At 32.6% G+C, this 23,332-nt stretch carries 17 protein-coding genes; 14 read left to right on the top strand and 3 right to left on the bottom strand.

Annotated elements, in window-relative coordinates:
- The first annotated feature begins 36 nt into the window (after window positions 1-36).
- The 3 genes from ACQY63_RS02090 to ACQY63_RS02100 all read left to right on the top strand — a co-directional run bounded on the left by ACQY63_RS02090 (window position 37) and on the right by ACQY63_RS02100 (window position 3,153).
- Window positions 37-324 (top strand): hypothetical protein, encoded by a 288-nt coding sequence (locus tag ACQY63_RS02090; protein WP_302690234.1) that lies wholly within the window; start codon window positions 37-39, stop codon window positions 322-324.
- A gap of 163 nt (window positions 325-487) precedes the next feature.
- Window positions 488-1,198, top strand: a complete 711-nt coding sequence (locus ACQY63_RS02095; RefSeq protein WP_022165640.1) for a 3D domain-containing protein — start codon at window positions 488-490, stop codon at window positions 1,196-1,198.
- A 260-nt stretch (window positions 1,199-1,458) separates the two neighbouring features.
- Window positions 1,459-3,153, top strand: a complete 1,695-nt coding sequence (locus tag ACQY63_RS02100) for a glutamine--tRNA ligase/YqeY domain fusion protein (RefSeq protein WP_290989398.1) — start codon at window positions 1,459-1,461, stop codon at window positions 3,151-3,153.
- A gap of 220 nt (window positions 3,154-3,373) precedes the next feature.
- On the opposite strand, the gene ACQY63_RS02105 is transcribed toward ACQY63_RS02100, so the two are convergent.
- Window positions 3,374-4,093 (bottom strand): hypothetical protein, encoded by a 720-nt coding sequence (locus tag ACQY63_RS02105; protein WP_022165642.1) that lies wholly within the window; start codon window positions 4,091-4,093, stop codon window positions 3,374-3,376.
- Between the two features lie 211 nt (window positions 4,094-4,304).
- On the opposite strand from ACQY63_RS02105, the gene ACQY63_RS02110 reads away from it, so the two are divergent.
- The 10 genes from ACQY63_RS02110 to ACQY63_RS02155 all read left to right on the top strand — a co-directional run bounded on the left by ACQY63_RS02110 (window position 4,305) and on the right by ACQY63_RS02155 (window position 20,240).
- Entirely contained in the window at window positions 4,305-5,183 is an 879-nt protein-coding gene (locus tag ACQY63_RS02110) for a DNA-3-methyladenine glycosylase family protein (RefSeq protein ID WP_412334868.1), read from the top strand.
- Window positions 5,184-5,342: 159 nt separating this feature from the next.
- Entirely contained in the window at window positions 5,343-5,627 is a 285-nt protein-coding gene (locus ACQY63_RS02115) for a co-chaperone GroES (protein ID WP_117998998.1), read from the top strand.
- Window positions 5,628-5,648: 21 nt separating this feature from the next.
- Window positions 5,649-7,271: a chaperonin GroEL gene (gene groL / locus ACQY63_RS02120; protein ID WP_022165644.1), complete on the top strand. Its 1,623-nt coding sequence runs from the start codon at window positions 5,649-5,651 to the stop codon at window positions 7,269-7,271.
- Window positions 7,272-7,600: 329 nt separating this feature from the next.
- Window positions 7,601-10,210, top strand: coding sequence for a cation-translocating P-type ATPase (locus ACQY63_RS02125; RefSeq protein ID WP_428244637.1), 2,610 nt, complete (start codon window positions 7,601-7,603; stop codon window positions 10,208-10,210).
- 134 nt (window positions 10,211-10,344) lie between these two features.
- Window positions 10,345-13,014, top strand: coding sequence for a hypothetical protein (locus tag ACQY63_RS02130; RefSeq protein ID WP_428244638.1), 2,670 nt, complete (start codon window positions 10,345-10,347; stop codon window positions 13,012-13,014).
- 250 nt (window positions 13,015-13,264) lie between these two features.
- Window positions 13,265-13,948 carry a FadR/GntR family transcriptional regulator gene (locus tag ACQY63_RS02135; RefSeq protein ID WP_022164500.1) on the top strand — a complete coding sequence of 228 codons (684 nt, stop codon included), beginning with the start codon at window positions 13,265-13,267 and terminating at the stop codon, window positions 13,946-13,948.
- A 105-nt stretch (window positions 13,949-14,053) separates the two neighbouring features.
- The gene (gene ilvC / locus ACQY63_RS02140) at window positions 14,054-15,079 is read left to right on the top strand and encodes a ketol-acid reductoisomerase (RefSeq protein WP_428244639.1); all 1,026 of its coding nucleotides are present in this window, start codon (window positions 14,054-14,056) and stop codon (window positions 15,077-15,079) included.
- Between the two features lie 487 nt (window positions 15,080-15,566).
- Window positions 15,567-17,654 carry an ATP-dependent DNA helicase RecG gene (recG, locus tag ACQY63_RS02145; RefSeq protein ID WP_428244640.1) on the top strand — a complete coding sequence of 696 codons (2,088 nt, stop codon included), beginning with the start codon at window positions 15,567-15,569 and terminating at the stop codon, window positions 17,652-17,654.
- Window positions 17,655-17,664: 10 nt separating this feature from the next.
- Complete coding sequence (locus ACQY63_RS02150) at window positions 17,665-18,717, top strand: D-alanine--D-alanine ligase family protein (protein ID WP_022165782.1); 1,053 nt, start codon at window positions 17,665-17,667, stop codon at window positions 18,715-18,717.
- A 155-nt stretch (window positions 18,718-18,872) separates the two neighbouring features.
- Window positions 18,873-20,240, top strand: coding sequence for a UDP-N-acetylmuramoyl-tripeptide--D-alanyl-D-alanine ligase (locus tag ACQY63_RS02155; protein WP_428244641.1), 1,368 nt, complete (start codon window positions 18,873-18,875; stop codon window positions 20,238-20,240).
- A 120-nt stretch (window positions 20,241-20,360) separates the two neighbouring features.
- On the opposite strand, the gene ACQY63_RS02160 is transcribed toward ACQY63_RS02155, so the two are convergent.
- Window positions 20,361-20,561, bottom strand: a complete 201-nt coding sequence (locus tag ACQY63_RS02160) for an alpha/beta-type small acid-soluble spore protein (protein WP_022165783.1) — start codon at window positions 20,559-20,561, stop codon at window positions 20,361-20,363.
- 150 nt (window positions 20,562-20,711) lie between these two features.
- Entirely contained in the window at window positions 20,712-21,809 is a 1,098-nt protein-coding gene (locus ACQY63_RS02165) for a ribonuclease H-like domain-containing protein (RefSeq protein ID WP_428244642.1), read from the bottom strand.
- 202 nt (window positions 21,810-22,011) lie between these two features.
- Here ACQY63_RS02165 and rsxC point away from each other — a divergent pair, with 202 nt between their 5' ends.
- A complete protein-coding gene (rsxC, locus tag ACQY63_RS02170) occupies window positions 22,012-23,325 on the top strand; it encodes an electron transport complex subunit RsxC (RefSeq protein ID WP_302690272.1) in 1,314 nt (437 codons plus the stop codon).
- The last annotated feature ends 7 nt before the right edge of the window (window positions 23,326-23,332 follow it).

The raw sequence follows: 23,332 nt of genomic DNA on the forward strand, positions 1-23,332 counted from the left end.
ATTATAAAGCAAAGAAATTGATAATGGAGATAAATTATGGATGAGAAGATTGAACAGTGGAAGAAAGAATTTGAACTAAAGGATTTGAAACTTGTAGGTTACCGAGGTGGTTTTCCTATGATTGAATTCGAAAAAAGCAAGTTAAAAAAGGACAATAAAAGGGAAATAGATAAAATTGTCAGAAGGGCAGAAATGTCAGCTGGTATGGAATTGGGAGTAGGTCTTAACTTTAGAAAAACAGCTTTTGTAATAATTAATGAAAATACGGTTGTTGTATGTGGTTATGAGACAATTATTCAGAGAATTTTAGAAAATATATTATAAAATCCATATTTACAAAATGTAATAAATACAGTACAAAAAACGTCAAAAAAGTTAAAAAGAGAAATGAGTTTGTAACAAAAATGTAATATTTTATTGACAAACTGTAACAAATGCTGTAATATACTCCTTGCGTAATCAAATTGCGCAGAAAAGGAGTTATATTATGAACAGAGTAAAAGTTGTTACTTGTACAGCACTTATAATATTTAGTTTGGCAATTGTAGCAATACAGGCACAGACATTAACAGGTAATAAAAGTGATAAGCAGGCAAATAACCATACTGAAGTAATTACACAGAACGAAGAGGGGAAAGTTGTTAAAGAATTAAATGAAAACTCAAAACTTTCTGCAAATTTCTTAAACACACAGGAAACAAAACTATTTTTAAATACACAGGAAACAGAAAAGGTTATTATTTCACCAAATACAGGTGTTAGCAAACAGACAGCAACTAAAGCACAGGCGAAGAAAGCTAAAAAGGCTAAAAAACTTAAAGCAAAGAGAGCTAAGGCTAAGAGATTAAAAGCTAAGAAGGCTAAGAAGCTTAAAGCAAAGAAAAAAGTAACAAAGAAGAAAACAAAATTAAGAAGTTTAGGTACTTTTAAAATTACAGGTTATTGCCCATGTTCATCATGTTGCGGTAAGAGCAATGGTGTTACTGCATCAGGTAAGAGAGCAACAGCAGGCAGAACAATTGCCGCTGATACATCAAAGTTACCAATGGGAACAAAGGTAGTTATTAACGGTCATACTTACACTGTTGAAGATGTAGGTGGTGGAGTAAGAGGGAATCATATTGATATGTTCTTCAGCTCACATTCAGCTGCATTACAGTGGGGCGTTAGATACGTAGAAGTATTTGTTGCAAGATAGAACACTAAATATATAATTATAAAAAGTTTATTTTTACATTGAATACATAATTAACTGTTGAGCGATTATTTTCTCAAATTTCGGTTAAATTAGTGAACAAGGTGAAGATAAACTTTTTATTATGTACAGCCCATTTATTCTTGAAAACATATTGTATTTAGTGTATAATTTTCTACATTATGGGTTAAAAACAATTATATTCTAATTAATTACATATTTTATTAAATGGATATGATGAAGTAATAATACTGGAGGCAAAAATGGATAAGGAACACATTAATACAGAAAATAATGAAAAAGTTGAGTCAAGAAACTTCATTGAAATGATTATTGACAAAGATTTAGAAGAAGGAAGATTCGACCATGTTCAGACAAGATTTCCACCTGAACCAAATGGATATCTTCATATAGGACATGCTAAATCAATATTATTAAATTACGGATTAGCAAAAGAATATAACGGAAAGTTTAATATGAGATTTGATGACACAAACCCTACAAAAGAGAAGGAAGAGTTTGTTGAATCAATATTAAAAGATATAAAGTGGTTAGGTGCAGATTGGGAAGACAGACTATTTTTTGCGTCAAATTATTTTGAACAAATGTATGAAGCTGCAGTTAAGCTTATAAAAAAAGGCAAGGCTTATGTTTGTGATTTGTCACCTGAAGAAATTAGAGAATACAGAGGTACTTTAACAGAACCTGGTAAGGACAGCCCTTACAGAGACAGAACTGTTGAAGAGAATCTTGAACTCTTTGAAAACATGAAGAACGGTGTATATAAAGATGGTGAAAAAGTATTAAGAGCCAAAATTGACATGGCAAGCCCTAATATTAATATGAGAGATCCTATTATTTATAGAGTTGCTCACATGACACACCATAACACAGGAGATAAATGGTGCATTTATCCTATGTACGATTTTGCTCATCCAATTGAAGATGCAATCGAAGGGGTTACTCATTCAATTTGTACATTAGAATTCGAAGACCATAGACCATTATATGACTGGGTAGTAAGAGAATTAGAGTATCCAAATCCACCTAGACAGATTGAGTTTGCTAAGTTATATGTTACAAATGTTGTAACAGGTAAGAGATATATTAAACAGTTAGTTGAAGATGGAATTGTTGACGGTTGGGATGATCCAAGACTTGTTTCTATTGCAGCTTTGCGTAGAAGAGGTTTTACACCTGAATCAATTAAGATGTTTGTTGAATTATGTGGTATTTCAAAGAGTAACAGCTCAGTTGACTATGCAATGTTAGAATACTGCATCAGAGAAGATTTAAAAGCTAAGAAACCAAGATTAATGGCTGTTTTAGATCCAATTAAAGTTATAATTGACAACTATCCTGAAGATCAGGTTGAATGGTTTGACGTTGTAAATAATGTTGAATGTCCTGAACTTGGAACAAGAAAAGTACCATTCTGTAAGGAAATCTATATTGACCGCGATGACTTTATGGAAGAGCCACCTAAGAAATATTTTAGATTATTCCCTGGTAATGAAGTAAGATTAATGAATGCTTACTTTGTTAAATGTGTGGACTACAAGAAGGATGAGAACGGTAAGGTAACAGAAATACATGTAACTTACGATCCTGAAACAAGAAGTGGCAGTGGATTTACAGGTAGAAAAGTAAAAGGAACTATCCATTGGGTTTCAGCACGTCATGGTGTTAAGTCAGAAGTACGTCTTTATGAAAACATTGTTGATGAAGAAAAAGGTAAGTTAAATGAAGATGGAACTCTTAACTTAAATCCTAACTCAAAGACAGTATTAACAGATTGTTATGTTGAACCAAACATTGCAGATGTTAAGCCTGAAGATAAATTCCAGTTTGTAAGACAGGGATATTTCTGTGCAGATTTAAAAGACTATACAGCTGAGCATCCTGTATTTAACAGAATCGTATCACTTAAGAGCTCATTTAAGTTGCCAAAGAAATAGAATGGAATTGGTATTAAGATTAATATAAAAAGAATATAAATTAAAAAGAAGTTTTTATTAAGATAGATATTTGGAAAGCAAAAATCGTATATCAATAAAGACTTCTTTTTTGTGTAATAAGAAAGGTTCCAAACTTTATATAAAAGTCTGAAACCTTAAAAAGTATCAAAAATAAAAAGAAAAAGCAGGTGAATCTAAAAACAAATTTTCTAATTATGTTTTATAGATCATTTAATTCATCTGTAAGCAAATCATCATCTAAATCATCGCCATCAGAATCTTCTTCATATAAGTCACCCTGTTCTTTTGAGTCAACTGTAACATCATCTTCAGTAACGAAATCGTCTTCTGTTACATCCTGATCAGTAAAGGCATCTTCCAAATCGTCTTCATCAAAAAGATTATCATCAATATCGTTGATATGTGATGAAGAAGTAGAAGTCATCTTGTCGATTGTATTGTTAATTGTATCTGTTACTTTAGTTGCAGCATTGCTAATCTTTTCTTTTGTAGCATCGATTTTATCTTCGCCAACTTTGTTTACAGCCATTTCGCGAAAATCTTTTGCCTTTTCACTTGCAATGTCAGCAGCTTCGTAAGCTTTTTCCTTTACCTGACTAGCTTTATCTTTAATAATATTAACATTGTCTTCTCCAAGCTTTTCAGATACGGTATCCTTAATCTTTTCAGAAGTGTCAATAATCTTATCTGCTGCACTATCAGCAAAATTCTTAACTTTTCGTTTGTTAATTGTAATTACAACCTTAGTAGAATCTCCGTTGTCATCAGTTACAACATCAAATGCTTTTGAATCGTCAAAATCTTCAAAAATATCTTCGTCAATATCTTTTTCTTCCTTGCGTTTCTTCACATATAATGCACCACCAACAGCGGCTCCGGTAACTGCTGCTGTTCCAAATAATTTTTTTAAAAATCCCATATCTAAACCTCCAATTATTATTCTAAATATATTTGTATTAGTCGTTACAAATTTTCTTTAATTATAATACGAAACTGCCACAAAATAAAGTAAGAATATATATTTAGTATAAGCTTTTTTTCATGATATATTAATTGGTAAATGATTCTATTGAATCTGATAATTAAAAATGTTAGGCTAGTGTTATTATGAAATACATTAGGAGAAAAAAATGAGAATATACCAGCAAAAAAATAATACAATTATAGAGGGAATAAATGATTTTAATTTGGAACAGACTTTAGAATGTGGTCAGTGTTTTAGATTTTATAAGCAAAATGATAATGAATATGTAGTTGTTGCCTATGAGAAATTAATACATGTAAAACAGGAAGATGATAATTTGATTTTCTTCAATAATTCTATAGAAGAAGTCGAAAATATTTGGATTGATTATTTTGATTTGAAACGTGATTATGGAAAAATCAAAAATTTTTTATTGCAAAATGACAAAAAACTGGAACCTGCAATAAAGGAAAAATATGGCGTTAGAATTTTAAATCAACAGTTTCATGAAATGCTTATATCTTTTATTATTTCCCAAAATAAACAAATTCCCCATATTAAACAGCTTGTAAAAAGAATTAGCGAAAAATATGGAAATTATCTGGGTACCATAAACAATGAAAAATATTATTCATTCCCATCACCAAAGGTTCTTGGAACAATAACGGAAGAAAGCTTTAGAGAAATGAAAACAGGTTTCAGGGCACCATATTTGGCTGATGCAGTGGAAAAGATTAGTAGTGGCTATTTATGTGAGAAAACTTTTAAGAATTTAAATGAAGAGCAGGCACGAAAAAAACTAATAGAAATTAAAGGTGTTGGTGAAAAGGTCGCCAATTGTGTAATGCTTTTCTCACTTGGCTACAGAGATGCTTTTCCAATTGATGTATGGATAAAAAGAATTATGGAGTCAGTTTATTTCAATGGTGAAGATACATCTAAGGAAAGGATTGCTGAATTTGCCAGAGAAAAATACGGAGAGTACGGTGGCTATGCCCAACAATATTTATTCTGTTTTGGCAGAGATAACAAGGTAGGAAAATAAAAATGTAACAGTTTTGTTAATTTTTTATTATTTGGGTTGCATTTAATAAGAAAAGTGATAATATATGTATTAGTGATTAGCACTCATAATTAAAGAGTGCTAACAAAACATAAAAAAGCAGGTCTAGAACCTATGAGTATAACATATGGAGGTAACAAAATGAAATTAGTACCATTAGCAGACAGAGTAGTATTAAAACAGTCTACTCCTGAAGAAAAAACAAAGTCAGGAATTATTTTAACAAGTCAGACACAGGAAAAACCACAGCAGGCAGAAGTTGTTGCAGTTGGTCCCGGTGGATTAGTTGATGGAAAAGAAGTAACAATGCATGTTAAAGTTGGGGATGTTGTTATCTTTTCAAAATATGCAGGCAATGAAGTTAAATTAGATGATGAAGAATACATTATTGTAAAACAGTCAGACATACTTGCAATAGTTGAATAATTTTTATAGGAGGCATTTATTATGGCAAAGGAAATTAAATATGGAGCAGAAGCAAGAAAGGCTCTTGAAGCAGGTGTAAACCAGTTAGCAGATACAGTAAAGGTAACACTTGGACCAAAAGGAAGAAACGTAGTTTTAGATAAATCATTTGGGGCACCACTTATTACAAACGATGGTGTAACAATTGCAAAAGAAGTTGAATTAGAAGATGCTTTTGAAAACATGGGAGCACAGATTGTAAAAGAAGTTGCAACAAAGACAAATGACGTTGCAGGTGATGGTACAACAACAGCTACAGTTTTAGCACAGGCAATGATTAACGCAGGTATGAAGAATTTAGCTGCAGGTGCTAACCCAATTATTCTTAGAAAAGGAATGAAGAAAGCTACAAATTGTGCAGTTGAAGCAATCGCTGACATGAGCAGTGTTGTAACAGGAAAAGAACAGATTGCAAAGGTTGCTGCAATTTCAGCAGGTGACGAAGAAGTTGGTAACATGGTTGCAGATGCAATGGAAAAAGTTTCAAACGACGGTGTTATTACAATTGAAGAGTCAAAGACAATGAAAACTGAACTTGATTTAGTTGAAGGTATGCAGTTTGACAGAGGATATATTTCAGCTTACATGGCAACAGATATGGAAAAGATGGAAGCAACATTAGAAGATCCATATATTTTAATTACAGATAAGAAGATTTCTAACATTCAGGAAATCCTTCCTGTACTTGAACAGATTGTACAGTCTGGTGCAAAACTTTTAATTATTGCTGAAGATGTTGAAGGTGAAGCTCTTACAACACTTATCGTAAACAAGTTACGTGGTACATTTAATGTAGTAGCTGTTAAGGCACCTGGATATGGTGACAGACGTAAGGAAATGTTAAAAGATATTGCTATTTTAACAGGTGGTCAGGTTATTTCAGATGAACTTGGTTTATCTCTTGCAGAAACTAAGATTGAAGATTTAGGTAGAGCAAAATCTGTTAAGGTAACAAAAGAAAATACAATTATTGTTGATGGCCTTGGAGCATCAGAAGAAATCGAAGGAAGAGTTGGTCAGATTAAGGCTCAGCTTGAAGAAACAACATCAGATTTCGATAAAGAAAAATTACAGGAAAGACTTGCAAAATTAGCCGGTGGTGTTGCAGTAATAAGAGTAGGTGCTGCTACAGAACCAGAAATGCAGGAAAACAAGTTAAGAATGGAAGATGCTTTAAACGCAACAAGAGCAGCTGTAGAAGAAGGAATTATTGCAGGTGGCGGATCTGCTTATATCCATGCTTCAAAGAAAGTTGCAGAATTAGTTGATTCACTTGAAGGTGATGAAAAGACAGGAGCTTCAATTATTCTTAAGGCTCTTGAAGCACCATTATTTACAATTTCAAAGAATGCAGGACTTGAAGGTTCAGTTATTGTAAATAAAGTAAGAGAATCAGAACCGGGAACAGGTTTTGATGCACTTAACGGAAAATACGTTAAGATGGTTGACGCCGGAATCCTTGATCCTGCTAAGGTTACAAGAAGCGCTTTACAGAACGCAACAAGTGTGGCAAGTACATTACTTACAACAGAATCCGTTGTTGCAAACATAAAAGAAGATGTTCCTGCTATGCCAGCTAACCCTGGTATGGGAATGGGCATGTAATTTATGAAATTTGCCTCTGAAAATTTTAGGTCTGGAATTTTTATTAGAAATTGTACTAGGATTTTCGATTGCAGTGTGATATAATAACAGAAAATTATAGACCTTTACAACAAAAGGGGAGTAGTTGCATGTTTTACATGTTCTGGTTTTCGTCAGTACGTTCATAATTGAACCGGAGGCCAGAGAACTAACAAGATTTAGTTGAACGAGACTTTTTGTGCATTATTTTTGATGCACAAAAATCTCGTTCTTTTTTATTTACAATGAATTCCAAGGGAATTCATTGTAAATAAAAAAAGAAAAATGCAAATATTAGCAAGGAGGTTCCCATGGAAAATTATCAAAAAACAAAACAACAGCTAAAAGAACAATTTGGAACTTTTAATGGTCTAACATCAAAAGAAGCAGAAGAAAAATTAAACTCTTTCGGAGAAAATATTTTAGAACAAACAGAAAAGAAAACATTTTTTCAAATATTTTACGACCAGTTTAATGATTTACTTGTTATTATTCTAATTATTTCGGCGCTTATTTCATTAGCATCGGGTAATGTGGAAAGCACTATTGTAATTTTGGTAGTAATAATTTTAAATGCAATTTTAGGTACTGTTCAATATTTTAAAGCTGAGAAATCTCTTGATGCCTTACGAGAATTATCATCACCTGTGTCTAAAGTAATTAGAAATGGTGCAAAAATGGAAATTCCATCAAAAAAGATTGTGCCTGGTGATATTTTAATATTGGAAGCAGGAGATATGGTGCCTGCTGATGGCAGAATAATAGAGAATTATTCTTTACAGGTAAATGAAAGTTCTCTTACAGGCGAATCTTTAAATGTGGATAAGGCAGATATAGTTTTACAGGATGAAACTCCACTTGCAGATAGAGTGAATATGGTGTATTCAGGAACATTGGTAACTTATGGTAGGGCAAAAGTTATTGTCACAAATACAGCCATGGACACAGAAATTGGTAACATTGCTTCCCTTATGAATGACACCAAAAATAAGAAAACGCCTTTACAGATAAGCATGGATAATTTTAGCAAAAAACTAGCACTTGTAATTATGGGAATATGTGGTTTTGTTTTACTTCTTAGTTTAATTAGAGGGCAGGCATTACTTGACTCACTTATGTTTGCTGTAGCACTTGCAGTAGCAGCGATTCCAGAGGCACTAACATCTATTATTACAATTGTTCAGGCAATGGGAACAAGCAGAATGGCAAAAGAAAATGCAATAATAAAGGATTTAAAAGCTGTTGAAAGTTTAGGTTGCGTATCTGTTATCTGTTCAGATAAAACAGGTACTTTAACACAGAATAAAATGACAGTAGAAGATATTTATGTAAATAATAAAATTCTAAAACCTGAAAATTGTTCCTGTGATGATTTAACAGAAAGATTTTTAATTTATAATGCAATACTTAACAATGACTCAGAAATTTCAACTGAAAAAAATATTGGTGATCCAACAGAAACCTGTTTATTAGAAATGGTCGAAAGAGCTAATATTTTAAAAAATGAAACTTATGTAAATCTTAGAAATAAATTTCTAAGAGAAGAAGAAAATCCTTTTGACTCTACAAGAAAAATAATGAGCACTCAGTATGAGATTGATAATAAAAAGATTGTTTTCACAAAAGGGGCAGTAGATGTTTTAATTAACAAAATTAAAGGCATTAGTTTAAATGGTAAAGTAAAAGACATAAAAGAGTCAGACATAGAAAACATATTAGAAACTAATTATAATTTTTCAAAAAATGGTTACAGGGTTTTAGCTTTTGGATATAAAGAAATTTACAAGGAAGAGAACTTAAGTTTTGAGAATGAAGAAGATTTTGTATTTTTAGGTTTAATTTCAATGATGGATCCACCAAGAACAGAATCAAAGGAAGCTGTAAAGAATGCAAAAGAAGCCGGCATAAAACCAATAATGATTACCGGTGACCATAAAGAAACAGCAAGAGCCATTGCAGAGAAAATCGGTATTTATAATGAAAATGATTTGGTTATGACAGGGGAAGAACTTGACAGAATTAATGACAAAGAACTAAATGATAAAATCAAAAAAGTATCAGTATATGCAAGGGTATCACCTGAAAATAAAATCAGAATTGTTGACGCTTGGCAAAGACAGGGAAATATTGTGGCAATGACAGGTGACGGTGTAAATGACGCACCTGCGTTAAAAAAAGCAGATATCGGAATTGCAATGGGAATTACCGGCACTGAAGTTTCAAAAGATGCATCATCAATGATTCTTGCAGATGATAATTTTGCCACAATTATCAAAGCTGTTTCTAATGGTAGAAGTGTTTATAGAAATATTATTAATTCAATATTGTTCCTTTTGTCAGGGAACTTAGCTGCAATTATTGTTGTATTAATATGTTCATTGCTTAATTTAGATGTACCATTTAAGCCGGTTCATTTATTGTTTATTAATTTGTTGACAGATTCCCTTCCGGCATTGGCAATTGGTATGGAAAAAGTAGACAAATCATTATTGAAAATCAAACCAAGAAATCCTAAAAAGGGAATTTTTACGCAGAAATTTACAAAGGAACTTTTACTTTATGGTTGTTTAATTTCTATAGTAACTTTTGCTGGATTTTTAATGGGGGATAGGACTTCGTCGTTAAAGGCAAGTACAATGGCATTTGCAGTATTAACATTGGCAAGATTATTTCATGGGTTTAACTGTAGAAGTGATTTATCAATTGTAAAAATAAAATTAGGAACAAATAAATGGATTATTGGAGCATTTGCAATAGGTGTAATTTTACTACTGGGAGTTTTAACTATTCCGCCATTAAAAACAATGTTTATGATTGAGGATTTAGATATAATGGAATTAGTGAAGATTTTAGCTTTAGCATTTTTACCAACTTTAATAATCCAAATTAAAAAGAGTATATGTGACCTTTTTCGAAAATAGATAAAATTTTTTGGTGATTTTTAATAATATAAAAAACATTATTTGTACACATTGTTTAAAAACGTTTTTTTATTTGGAATAGTAAAACTATTATGATAAAATAACTTTAAATTTCGGAAAAAGGAGCGAAGAGAATGAACAAAATTAAGAAAAATGTAATTTCGTTTGTTTTAGTTATGGCATTAGTATTAACAAGTGTAACGGTTATGCCGGTTAGCGGAGCAACTAATGTTACAACTATTTCAAATTTGAAATTTGTAAAAAATGATGACGGTTCATGTACAATTACATGGAACAAATTAGATGGTGGTTCTTATAATATTTACAAGGCAAGCAGTAGATTTGCCAAATATGAAAAAGTAGGAACATCTTCTGATGCAAGTTACAATGACAAAGATTATAATGGTGAATATTACAAGGTTTCATTTGTAAAAGATGGAAAAGAATATACTTTGTCTAATCCAACATCTTATGAAATTAAGACATTTGGATATAACACAGCAATATTCGAGGACACTGATAATACAACAGAAGTTCAAAAATATATTGATAACGTTTATAAGACAACAGAGGCAGGTCAGTTTATTTCTGACAGATATGCAATGATGTTTGCACCTGGAACATACAGCGACAATCTTAATGTTAATGTAGGTTTTTACACACAGGTTGCAGGTATGGGAATATCACCCAAAGATACAACTTTAGGCAATATTACATGTAAAGCTGAATGGATGAAGGGCAAGAAATATGATGGTTCAGTTAATTACAATGCTTTATGTAATTTCTGGAGATCTGTTGAAAACTTAACAACTACAAATCAGACAACAATGTGGGCTGTTTCTCAGGCAACATCAATGAGAAGAATGAATATTAAAGGCAATTTAAACTTACATCATGAAGGTGGATATGCCAGTGGTGGCTTTCTTGCAGATTCAAAAATCGCAGGTAGAAAGTACACATATAAAGACCGTAAAACAGGAAAAGATGTAGTTGCAGAAGCTGGTGTAGCAGGTGGCTCACAGCAGCAATGGTTATCAAGAAACGTTGAAATGAACAGGTGGGATGGAAGCGTTTGGAACTATGTTTTCGTTGGTTGTGAAGTTAAGCCATTACTTGATACAAACGCAGAAGTTAAAAACGGTCCTGATGGTGAATGGCCATATTTAGCTTACACAAAAGTTACAAAGACTCCGGAAGTTCAGGAAAAACCATTCTTAACTGTTGACAAAAACGGTGAATATGGAGTATTTGTTCCTGAGTTACGCAAGGATGCAACAGGTGTTTCATGGGATGGAGATGAAATCAAAGGTGAAACAATTGGCTTAGATAAATTTTATGTTGCAAAACCTGGTGATACAGCAGCAAAAATTAATGGTGAAATTAAAGACGGAAAGAATTTAATTTTAACACCTGGTATTTATGAAATCAGTGAACCTATTACAATTACAAATGAAAATACAGTTGTATTAGGTCTTGGTTATGCAACTCTCAAACCAACTAAAGGAAATCAGTGTATGACTATTGCTGACGTTAAAGGCGTTAAGGTTGCAGGTGTTTTATTTGATGCAGGAAGTAAGAAATCAAGTACTTTATTAACAGTTGGTACAGAAAAGAATACTAATGATAATTCTGATAATCCAATTTGCTTAATTGATACTTTCTATAGAGTTGGTGGAGCTGACAGCACACCAGGTAAAACAACAAATTGTGTTGTAATTAACAGCAATAATGTTATCGGTGATAACTTCTGGATTTGGAGAGCTGACCATGGTGCAGGCGTAGCGTGGGACAAGAATACTGCAGATACAGGTGTAATCTTCAATGGTGATAACATTACAACTTATGGATTAATGGTTGAGCATTTCCAGAAATACCAGACTGTATGGAATGGTAACGGTGGAAAATGTTATATGTATCAAAGTGAATTACCATACGATATTACAAGCCAGAGTGTATGGAATGCACCTGGTACATATGGATATGCAGATTACAAGGTAAATAGCAATGTAACAAGCCATGAAGGCTATGGTATTGGTATTTACTCTTGTTATCAGAAAGCACAGTGTTACTTGAAGTCAGCTGTTGAATGTCCAAATACTGCAAATGTTAAATTTACAAATGTTTGTACATATAGTTTAGTCGGTAATGGCGGTATTGATTACGCTATTAACAAAGCAGGCTACGGAGTTTACGGAAGTGGTAACATGTGTAAGGTTTTATCTTATGTAAATGGAAAAGCACAGTTAGATAAAACTTATGAAAAAGCAAGAAAAGGAATCTATGAGAACCATATTCAGATTTCAGGAGATTTTGATTATGATTCAAATATGCAAAGAGTTTATACAAAAACTTACACAGGAAAGAATATTACTCCTAAGGTTGTAGTAACTGTTGATGGCTTGAAGTTAAGAAACGGTGTTGATTATACTGTTAAATACACTAACAACAAAAATATCGGTAATGGAAAAATTACTATTACAGGTATAAATGCATACAGAGAGTCTACAACATTTACATTAAAGATCAGACCAGCTAAAGCAAAAGTAGCAAAGAAAAAAATTACTAAGAAAAAAGCTACATTAAAGCTATCAAAGGTTCTTGGGGCAACAGGTTATGAAGTTTCATACTCAACAAAGAGTAACTTCAAGAAGAAAAATACTGTTACAAAGAAAACAAAGAAATTAAAAGTAACAGTTAAGAGAACAAAGAAAATGCCTAAGGGTTATATAAGAGTTCGTGCTTACAAGAAAGTTGGTAAGAAGTATTATTACGGTAAGTATAGTAAGAAAATTAGAGTTAAATAATAAATTGTGAATAATAAAAAATATATATTCAGTGCTTGATTACCAATTCAATAACAGGTTATAGTTTAGTTAAACTGAAGGATTGAAAGGAAATCATAGCTAAATAATTCACAGTAAATAATAAAAGTGTCAGTCAGATATTTTAGATGGAAAATTCGTTTAAAATAGATGACTGATACTTTTTTATTAGCCAAAGTTAAAACAGTGTGCTATAATCAACTCTAAAAGCAACATATTAGAGGTGATATAAATGGCAAAGAGCAAAAGACTATCAGATGACATTGCTGATGTGATTTTGTCTATGATAACAGTAGAAAAGAAATATAATCCAGGCGATAAGTTGCCAAATGAAATGGAATTATCTGAGCAGTTAGGCGTAAGCAGAATCACATTAAGGGAAGCCATTAGAATTTTAGTAACAGCAAATGTTTTAGAAATAAAAAGAGGAAAAGGAACATTTGTTAAAGAAGATTTTAAGCAATATACATTTAAAGGTTTGGAAGTAGGTTCAACAGCGAAGGTAGGTTTAAATGATTTATATGAAATGCGTTTGATTTTCGAACCTGAAGTAGCATATTATGCAACATTAAGAGCAACAGAAAAAGAGATTGAAAGAATACTGTCTATTTCTGAAAAAATTGAAAAGCTTATTAGAAAAGGCATCGATTATGAAGAAGAAGAAAAGGCATTCCATTGCTCCATAGCAAAAGCTACACATAATGAATTTATAAATCAACTGGAGCCTGTCTTACAACAGTCAATCCAAAAAGGTGTTTACATTTATGAACATGAAAATTTGGAAATGGAAGAAATTTTGTCTGATCATAAATTAATAACAGATTTTATGAAAAACAGAAATCCTGAGGGCGCAAAAAACGCAATGAAGGTTCATATTATTCATGCAATAGAGCGTTTGGGATTAGACAATAAATAAATAAATTGGGGAAATTACAAAGAGAGCAGACAACGTTATTGACATAAGACAACTAAAGGAATATAATACCAACATAGACAAAGATAAATAGGAGGTTTTATTATTATGTCAGAAGCAAGAATTTTTTATCAGGAAGATTGCAACTTATCATTATTAGATGGAAAGAAGATTGCAATCATCGGTTATGGTAGCCAGGGACATGCACATGCATTAAACTTAAAAGAATCAGGATGTGACGTAATCATCGGATTATATGAAGGAAGTAAGTCATGGGCAAAGGCAGAAAAGCAGGGATTTAAGGTATACACAGCTGCAGAAGCTGCAAAGCAGGCAGACATTATAATGATACTTATAAACGACGAATTACAGGCAGACATGTACAAGAAGGACATTGAACCAAACCTTGAAGCAGGAAATATGTTAATGTTCGCACATGGATTTAACATTCACTTTGGATGCATCAAGCCACCAAAGGATGTAGACGTAACAATGGTAGCACCAAAGGCACCTGGTCATACAGTACGTTCAGAATATCAGGAAGGAAAAGGAACACCTTGTTTAGTAGCAGTAGAACAGGATGCAACAGGTAAGGCATTAGACATGGCATTAGCATACTCATTAGGAATTGGCGGAGCAAGAGCCGGAGTTCTTGAAACAACATTCAGAACAGAAACAGAAACAGACTTATTCGGAGAACAGGCTGTACTTTGTGGTGGTGTATGTGCATTAATGCAGGCAGGATTCGAAACATTATGTGAAGCAGGATATGATCCAAGAAACGCATACTTCGAATGTATCCATGAAATGAAATTAATCGTAGACTTAATTTACCAGTCAGGATTCGCAGGAATGAGATACTCAATCTCAAACACAGCAGAATACGGTGATTACATAACAGGACCAAAGATTGTAACAGAAGATACAAAGAAAGCAATGAAGAAAGTTCTTTCAGACATTCAGGACGGAACATTCGCAAAAGAATTCTTACTTGACATGTCACCAGCAGGCCGTCAGGTACACTTCAAGGCAATGAGAAAGTTAGCTTCAGAACATCCATCAGAAAAAGTTGGAGAAGAAATCAGAAAACTTTACAGTTGGAATGACGAAAGCGGCAAATTAATCAACAACTAAGCGAAGGCAATTATTTCAAGCGAACGCTTAAAATAAAACAGAAGCAATCCCAGAATGATGCTTGCATCAGGAAGAGGTTGCTTCTGTTTTATTTTGGCGACGTTCATTTGAAAAATGCAACGTCGCTTATAGAAAATATAATTTTTCACAGAAAAATATATTTTCTATAAGAAAGCGTTCGCGTGACATCGCTTGTGCTAGCACAAGAGACTGTGTGTTGTTTTTGGTTTATAGGCGTGCATTTAAGGAATGCACGCCGCTTATAGAAAATATAATTTTTCACAGAAAAATATATTTTCTATAAGAAAGCGTTCGTGTGACATCGCTTGTGCTAGCACAAGAGACTGTGTGTTGTTTTTGATTTATAGGCGGGCATTTCAGCTAATGCAACGTCGCTTATAGGAAATGAAGTTTTTCTAAAGAAAAAGTTCATTTCCTATAAGAAAGGAGTTCGCGTTGAAAGAATGATGCTTGCATCAGGAAGAGGTTGATTTCTCCCTATCAGTTAAGTATAATTAAACATGGCAAAAAAGCTATTGAGGTTTTCTTTATGGAATTAAAACAATTAAAAGGTATTGGCGAAAAAACTGAAAAAACATTGAACAGAGCAGGCATTGAAAAAGTAGAGGATTTACTTGATTATTATCCAAGATATTACGATACCTATGAGGAGCCTGTTTTAGTTAGAAATCTTGAAGAAAATAGAACTCAGGCTGTACTTGGAACAGTTGTTAGGGAGATTTCTTTAAGGCGAGTTAGAAATCTTCAAATTGTAGAGGCTTATATAAGGGATTTAGAAGGTAACGGAATTAAGGCAACATGGTTTAATGCTCCATATATTAAAAATACTATACATAATGGTGATATTTTAATATTTAGAGGATTTATACATGAGAGCAGAGGCAGTTACGTTATTGATCAGCCGAAAACATTTACGAAAGCTCAGTATCAAAAGAAAATGGGCAAAATGCAACCGGTGTATCCTTTAGTTTCAGGGCTTACAAACAATATAGTTATTAAGGCGGTTAAACAGGCATTTTCTCTTGTTGAGAAAAAGGAATATATTCCAAAATCTATTAGAGAAAAATTTGATTTAATTAATTGTCAGGAAGCAATTAAGAAGATACATTTTCCAGTCAATAACGAGGATTTTCAGATTGCAAGAAAAAGACTTGTTTTTGAAGAATTTTTCAGATTTATTGTTACATTAAGAGAACTAAAAGAAAATAACAGTTTTGTTTCAAATCATCATGTTTTGAAGGAACCAAAAGAAATTAAACAGGTCATTAATAATTTGGATTTTACATTAACTGATGCCCAGATGAAAACCTGGAATGAAATAAAAAATGATATGGCTTCTGAGAAGGTTATGAACAGATTAGTTCAGGGTGATGTTGGTTCAGGTAAAACAATCGTTGCTATTTTAGGGCTATTAACTGCTGCGTTAAATGGTGAGCAGGGTGTTTTAATGGCACCAACTGAAGTTCTTGCAAGACAGCATTATGAAGATATTTGTGAATTAATTAAGAAGAATAACCTTAACCTGAAAGTTGTAATTTTGGTTGGCTCAATGAAGGTAAAAGAAAAGCGTGAGGCTTATGAGGCTATTGAAACAGGTTATGCCAACATAATTATAGGTACACATGCCCTTATTCAGGACAAGGTAAAATACAGAAATCTTGCATTGGTGGTAACAGATGAGCAACATAGATTTGGTGTAAAACAAAGAGAAACAATAGCAGAAAAAGGAGATTACCCTCATACAATGGTAATGAGTGCAACTCCAATTCCAAGAACCTTGGCAATTATTATGTATGGTGATTTGGACATATCAATAATCGACCAATTGCCAAGTGGAAGAAAGCCTATTGCAAACTGCGTTGTAGGTACTGATTATAGACCAAGAGCCTATGATTTTATTGAGAAGCAAATTGCCGCGGGTAGACAGGCGTATGTTATTTGTCCTACTGTTGAGTACAGCGAGGCTGTGGAAGGGGAAAACGTTATTGAATATGCCAAAAAGTTACAGGCTGTCATGCCACCCTCTGTAAAAGTAGACTTTTTACATGGTCGAATGAAACCGGCAGAGAAGAATGAAAAAATGAATCTATTTGCCGAAAATAAAATTCAAATTCTGGTTTCAACAACGGTAGTTGAGGTTGGTGTTAATGTTCCAAACGCTACGGTAATGATGGTAGAAAATGCTGAGAGATTTGGTTTGGCACAGCTTCATCAGTTAAGAGGTCGTGTTGGTAGAGGAAAACATCAGTCTTATTGTATTTTTATTAATGGTTCAGGCAAGAAAGACGCCAGCAACAGACTTGATATATTAAATAGGTCAAATGATGGTTTTTATATAGCAAGTGAAGATTTAAAACTTAGAGGTCCCGGTGATTTCTTTGGTGTAAGACAAAGTGGTGATTTTGAATTTAAAATCGGAGACATTATGAATGATGCCAAAGTTTTAAAAGAGGCGGCACAGGCTGCTGATTTAATAGAAAATAATCAGGTGGAAGTAACAGACGAAGAAAAAGAAATTTTAAAATATCAGGATACTGGTATTATTAATATATAGAAAGGAGCGTATGTTTTACATACGATTTAATATGAATATTGTAGTTTTATGTGGTGGAAATAGTACAGAAAGAGAAGTATCAATTAACTCAGGTTATAATGTTTGCGGAGCTTTAAGAGAAAAAGGTCATAACGCAATTTTATTAGATGCATTTTTTGGAAACAAGGATCTTTCAATATTTGAAAAATCAGAGAAAGAATATGATGTAATAGCAGAAAGAGACCATATTAGAAGTTTATCTTCAAAAGTAAAGGAAGAAGAGAAAATCAGAAAATCTTTCTTTGGAGAAAATGTATTGGAAATTTGCGCTAAGGCTGATATTGTATTTCTTGCTTTACATGGAAAAAACGGAGAAGATGGAAAATGTCAGGCAACATTAGATTTACACGGAATTAAATATACAGGTTCAGGTGCACTTGCGTCTGCAATTGGTATGGATAAGGCTGTTACAAAACAGATTTTTATTGCAAAAGGAGTCCCAACAGCTAAAAGTGTATGGATTAAAAAAGGTGAAGACACATCTTTAGAGGCACATGGTATGAAAGCACCTGTTGTTGTAAAAGCATGTAACGGTGGTTCAAGCGTAGGTGTTGTTTTGGTCAAAGAAGCTTCTGAATATGATAGCGCCGTAGAAGAGTGCTTTAAATATGATAATCAGATTTTGGTAGAAGACTTTATTGAAGGAAGAGAATTCTCAATTGGTGTAGTTGATGGCATGGCATATCCTATTGTTGAAATTATTCCAAATGAAGGTTGGTATGACTACGAAAATAAATATAAAGAAGGTGCTACAACTCATGTATGTCCTGCAAAGCTTGATGAAGAATTAACAAAGAAAATGCAGAAAGTTGCAGAAGGTGCCTGTGATGCCATTGGCTGTGAAGCCTATTCAAGAGCAGATGTAATGATGGATAAGGATGGCAATATGTTCTGTTTGGAAGTAAATACATTACCGGGTATGACTGCAACAAGTCTTATTCCTGATGAAGCAAGAGCAATTGGAATTGATTATCCAACTTTATGCGATAACTTAATTAATATTTCACTTAAGAAATATCAGTAAATTAAGGCAGTTATCTAAGAAACATTAGTAAACAAAAAAATATATTATTAAAAAATATAACTAAACAAAGATAATTTCATTACTTAATACAAATAGCATGCATATAAGATAAATTGTATAAGAAATAATTTTACAGAAAGAAATAGGAATTAAACATGAAAATGAAAAATATGACATTGGAAAATATCGCTAAAGCCTGTAATGGTGAATACATTGGCGATGAAAGTTTAAAGAGCAATATAATTACAGGTGTGGAAAAAGACAGCAGATTAATTGAGGATGGCTTTCTTTATGTGCCTTTTGCAGGGGCAAGAGTAGACGGTCATGATTTTATTAATCAGTGTTTTGAAAAAGGGGCAATTTGCAGTTTAAGCGAAAAGAAACTTGATAATGTTAACGGACCATATATTTTGGTTGAATCAACAGCACAGGCTTTAAAGGATATTGCTGAGTTTTACAGAGAACAGCTTGACTGTAAAGTTATTGGTATAACAGGCAGTGTTGGTAAAACAAGTACAAAGGAAATTATCGCTTCTGTATTGTCTGAAAAGTTCAGTGTTTTAAAAACAGAAGGAAATTATAATAATGAAATTGGAGAACCCCTTACAGTTCTTAAAATTCGTGATAACCACGAAATTGCTGTAATCGAAATGGGTATTAGTGATTTTGAGGAAATGCACAGACTTGCAAAAGTATCTAAACCTGATGTTTGTGTAATTACAAATATTGGCACATGTCATCTTGAAAATTTAGGTGACAGAGATGGTGTGTTTAAGGCTAAAACAGAAATGTTTGATTACGCACAGGAAAATCCTTTTGTTGTTTTAAATGGTGATGATGACAAACTTATCAATGTTAAGGAAGTAAAAGGAAGCAAACCTGTTTTCTTTGGTGTTGAAACAAAACAAAATGTATCTATAGATGAATATGAGCAAATAGGAGTAATGGGTACAAAGGCTGTTATTAATTATTTTGGTCATAAGTTTGAAACAGTAATTCCAATACCGGGCTACCATATGCTTTACAATGCCATGGCGGCAACATGTATAGGCGTTCATTTTGGTATGAGTTTTGATGAAATTGACAAAGGTATTAGAAAGTTAAAAGCCATAGGTGGCAGAAACAATATGTTCGAAGTAAATGGAGTTACAGTAATTGATGATTGCTACAATGCTAATCCAATGTCAATGAAAGCAAGTCTTGAAGTTTTATCTCACGCAACAGGTAGAAAAGTTGCTATTCTTGGTAACATGTTTGAACTTGGAGCTAAAGAGCTTGAACTTCATAGAGAGGTTGGAGAAACTGCAGGTCAGTTAAAAATTGATCTGGTAATTACTATCGGTGAACTTGCAAAAGAAATACATAAGGGGGCGCTTGCTGGTGCAGGTCAATGTCTTCATTTTGAGACAAAGGAAGAATTTCTTGAACAGATGGATGACATTATCAAAACAGGCGATACAGTTTTAATTAAGGCTTCAAACAGCATGAAGTTTAAAGAAATTGTAAATAAATTTCAGAAGTAAAAAGTGAGAGACTGAGAATTGTATAGTTTAGAAAAATCTTTAACATACAATTAGCAGTCTCTCTTTTTAATAATAGAAAAGTCTATTATTTAATTGAATTTTAACAGCGTTAAAATCCGATTATTTTCCGCTCATCTGTTTTTCCTGAGCTTCAATCATCTTTTTAACCATCTGGCCACCAACAGAACCAGCCTGAGCTGATGTTAAGTTACCATTGTAACCATCTGTAAGCTGTACACCAACTTCTGATGCACACTCCATTTTAAATCTGTTCATTGCACTCTTTGCTTCTGGAACATTAACGTTATTTGTGTTACTCATAATACACCTCCACATTTTTGTTTAATAGTAACTAACTTTCAATTGAATATTTGTTACACTACTATTATGTGGAAATATAAAAAATATAAACTGGTAAGTTGTTGTTTTTTTGACAAATTTTGAAAAAACAATTTAAGCTTAAAAAATAAATTATTTAGGTTTAACTTTGATGAAATCAATAATGGAATTAACATAAACTTTAATGGTTTCATCATTAATTGAATCAGCTTTTATAAACTGATATTTATCTTTATATTCTTCTTTAAATAAATATTTAAAATCAGTAGAATCTTTTACCGGAAGAAATTCTCCTGTGTGCTTTTCGTAACATGTGGAAGCAGTAGCCTGCTTGCGGTATTTTGTGTCAACATAGTGGGCAACACTTTTATGGACGGCAACATCTTCGGCAGTAAGATAATAGTAATCTTTATAATTTGAATAAAAATATTTGTAAGTACCATTTAAAACATTAACAGTAAGTTCACCAACGTTTTCTTTTATTATTAATGATATGCCACTAATATTATAAGAAATATTAGTTGGAAGGGGATTATCTAAAACAAAATTAACACACAAATCTTTTTGTGGATTCTCGTTAGAATCAGTGTAATCATAAAAATCATATTTCTTAATATTATATTTATAATTAAACAAGTCATTGAAAGCCAAAAGTGAGAGTAGATATCCCATGTTAAATACATCTTCTTTATTATGAAGCAGAAGTGGGAAAAGTAAACGCTCATCTTTAGATTCTACATATTGCTTAAAAACTTCAATTAAATCACCGCCTGAAAATGGATCTGTTCTTTCGATATTTAAGAGTTTTTCAAAAGTTTTCTGTTTTTGATTTTCCATTTTTAAAATATGATTAATTGAATTAACTGACTTATAAATATCTATCTGCTTATATTTCTCAAAATTAAAATCCAGCATATATTTTTCGCCACGTTCTTTTACAAAAGGAATATCAAAAGAATTACCGTTAAAATGAATTATCGTGTCGAAATCTTTTATGAACTTGTTAAATGCCATTAAAACGTTAGCTTCATCATTGAAATTTTCTGCTAACCACTGTGTATACATTAACTGCTCACCTGCATAATACATACAGCCGATTAAATATATGTTACAGTATTTTCTGGAAAAACCTGTTGTTTCAATGTCAAAAAAAATAACTTTGTCCTTAGACGAAAGTGTTTCTATAGGGTATTCAATTTTTACATCTGCTTTATTTCTTATAACTATCATAAGTGTATTTTATCATAGGATTAAAAAAAGAAAAAGTGCAGACAAAAATTAAAAGTAGTCTATAGAAAATGTCTAAAGAAAATATTTCAGGATAAGAGCGATTTTAACATAAAAATATGATAAATTTAATGTATTTATTGAAGAAAATCATCAAAAGTATTATTATAAGAGAAGGCTATAAAAAATAGAGAGAGGTAAAAAAATGTCTATTCTAACATTTAAAGGAGGAGTTCATCCATACGATGGAAAAGAACTTTCAAAAGATGTGGCTGTTAGAAAAGTAAATCCGGGAAAAGAAGTTGTAATTCCTGTATCTCAGCATATAGGAGCACCGGCAGTACCTGTTATTGAAATCGGTGACAGAGTGCTTAAGGGACAGCTAATTGCCAAGGCAAATGGATTTGTTTCAGCCAATATTCATTCATCAGTTTCAGGAACTGTTAAGAAGATAGAACCAAGACTTGTACCAAATGGTTCAAAAGTTTTATCTATTATCATTGAAAATGATGAACAATATGAAGAAATGGAGTATGAAGTTCCAAGTGAGCCTTTCACTAAGGAATATATAAGAGAATCTGTAAAAGAGTGTGGTGTTGTTGGTTTAGGTGGAGCATGTTTTCCAACACATGTTAAGCTTGCACCGAAAGATGAAAATGCCATTGATTATATTATTGTTAATGGAGCGGAATGTGAGCCATATATTACATCTGATTACAGAAGATTAGTTGAGAATCCTAAGGAAGTTATAGAAGGATTAAAGATTATTCTTCAATTATTTGACAATGCAAAAGGTGTTATTGCAATTGAAAATAATAAGATGGATGTAATAGAGAATTTAACAAAGCTTACAGCCAATGAAGACAGAATTCAGGTGGCAACACTTAAAACAAAATATCCACAGGGTTCTGAAAGACATATTATTCATGCAGTAACAAAAAGAAAAATTAATTCATCAATGCTACCTGCTGATGCAGGCTGCATAGTTGACAATGTTGATACTGTATACAATGTTTACAGAGCTGTTAAATTACACAAACCTTTAACAGAGAGAATTGTTACTGTCTCAGGTGACGGAGTCAAAAATCCCTGTAATTTGGAAGTTCCTTTTGGAACAATGCATCAGTTAATAGTTGACGAAGCTGGTGGAATTGATGAAAATACAGAAAAAATTCTATCCGGTGGTCCTATGATGGGGCAGGCTATGTTCAATTTGGATGTGCCTGTTATAAAAGGTTCATCAGCCTTACTTGTGTTTAAACATGATCAGGTTGCACATGGCACAATGACTAATTGTTTAAATTGTGGCAAGTGCGTTCAGGTTTGTCCTGAAGGGTTAGTTTGTGCCAAATTAGCACAGGCTGCTGTAGCTGATGACATGGAAGGATTTATTAAAATGCATGGTATGGAATGTATTGAATGTGGTACATGTAATTTTATTTGTCCTGCTAACAGAAATATTACACAATCAGTTAGAACTATGAAAAGAAAAGTTCAGGCTGCACGTAGGAAAGGGTAAGAGTGAA

This window comes from Eubacterium sp. Marseille-QA0814, from assembly GCF_965119675.1.
Taxonomy (GTDB): domain Bacteria; phylum Bacillota; class Clostridia; order Lachnospirales; family Lachnospiraceae; genus Eubacterium_G.

Bases quoted from the DNA above. Each gene is read 5' to 3' on its own strand.
- ACQY63_RS02090 (WP_302690234.1), top strand. From the start codon at position 37: ATGGATGAGAAGATTGAACAGTGGAAGAAAGAATTTGAACTAAAGGAT.
- ACQY63_RS02095 (WP_022165640.1), top strand. From the start codon at position 488: ATGAACAGAGTAAAAGTTGTTACTTGTACAGCACTTATAATATTTAGT.
- ACQY63_RS02100 (WP_290989398.1), top strand. From the start codon at position 1,459: ATGGATAAGGAACACATTAATACAGAAAATAATGAAAAAGTTGAGTCA.
- ACQY63_RS02105 (WP_022165642.1), bottom strand. From the start codon at position 4,093: ATGGGATTTTTAAAAAAATTATTTGGAACAGCAGCAGTTACCGGAGCC.
- ACQY63_RS02110 (WP_412334868.1), top strand. From the start codon at position 4,305: ATGAGAATATACCAGCAAAAAAATAATACAATTATAGAGGGAATAAAT.
- ACQY63_RS02115 (WP_117998998.1), top strand. From the start codon at position 5,343: ATGAAATTAGTACCATTAGCAGACAGAGTAGTATTAAAACAGTCTACT.
- groL (WP_022165644.1), top strand. From the start codon at position 5,649: ATGGCAAAGGAAATTAAATATGGAGCAGAAGCAAGAAAGGCTCTTGAA.
- ACQY63_RS02125 (WP_428244637.1), top strand. From the start codon at position 7,601: ATGGAAAATTATCAAAAAACAAAACAACAGCTAAAAGAACAATTTGGA.
- ACQY63_RS02130 (WP_428244638.1), top strand. From the start codon at position 10,345: ATGAACAAAATTAAGAAAAATGTAATTTCGTTTGTTTTAGTTATGGCA.
- ACQY63_RS02135 (WP_022164500.1), top strand. From the start codon at position 13,265: ATGGCAAAGAGCAAAAGACTATCAGATGACATTGCTGATGTGATTTTG.
- ilvC (WP_428244639.1), top strand. From the start codon at position 14,054: ATGTCAGAAGCAAGAATTTTTTATCAGGAAGATTGCAACTTATCATTA.
- ACQY63_RS02150 (WP_022165782.1), top strand. From the start codon at position 17,665: ATGTTTTACATACGATTTAATATGAATATTGTAGTTTTATGTGGTGGA.
- ACQY63_RS02155 (WP_428244641.1), top strand. From the start codon at position 18,873: ATGAAAATGAAAAATATGACATTGGAAAATATCGCTAAAGCCTGTAAT.
- ACQY63_RS02160 (WP_022165783.1), bottom strand. From the start codon at position 20,561: ATGAGTAACACAAATAACGTTAATGTTCCAGAAGCAAAGAGTGCAATG.
- ACQY63_RS02165 (WP_428244642.1), bottom strand. From the start codon at position 21,809: ATGATAGTTATAAGAAATAAAGCAGATGTAAAAATTGAATACCCTATA.
- rsxC (WP_302690272.1), top strand. From the start codon at position 22,012: ATGTCTATTCTAACATTTAAAGGAGGAGTTCATCCATACGATGGAAAA.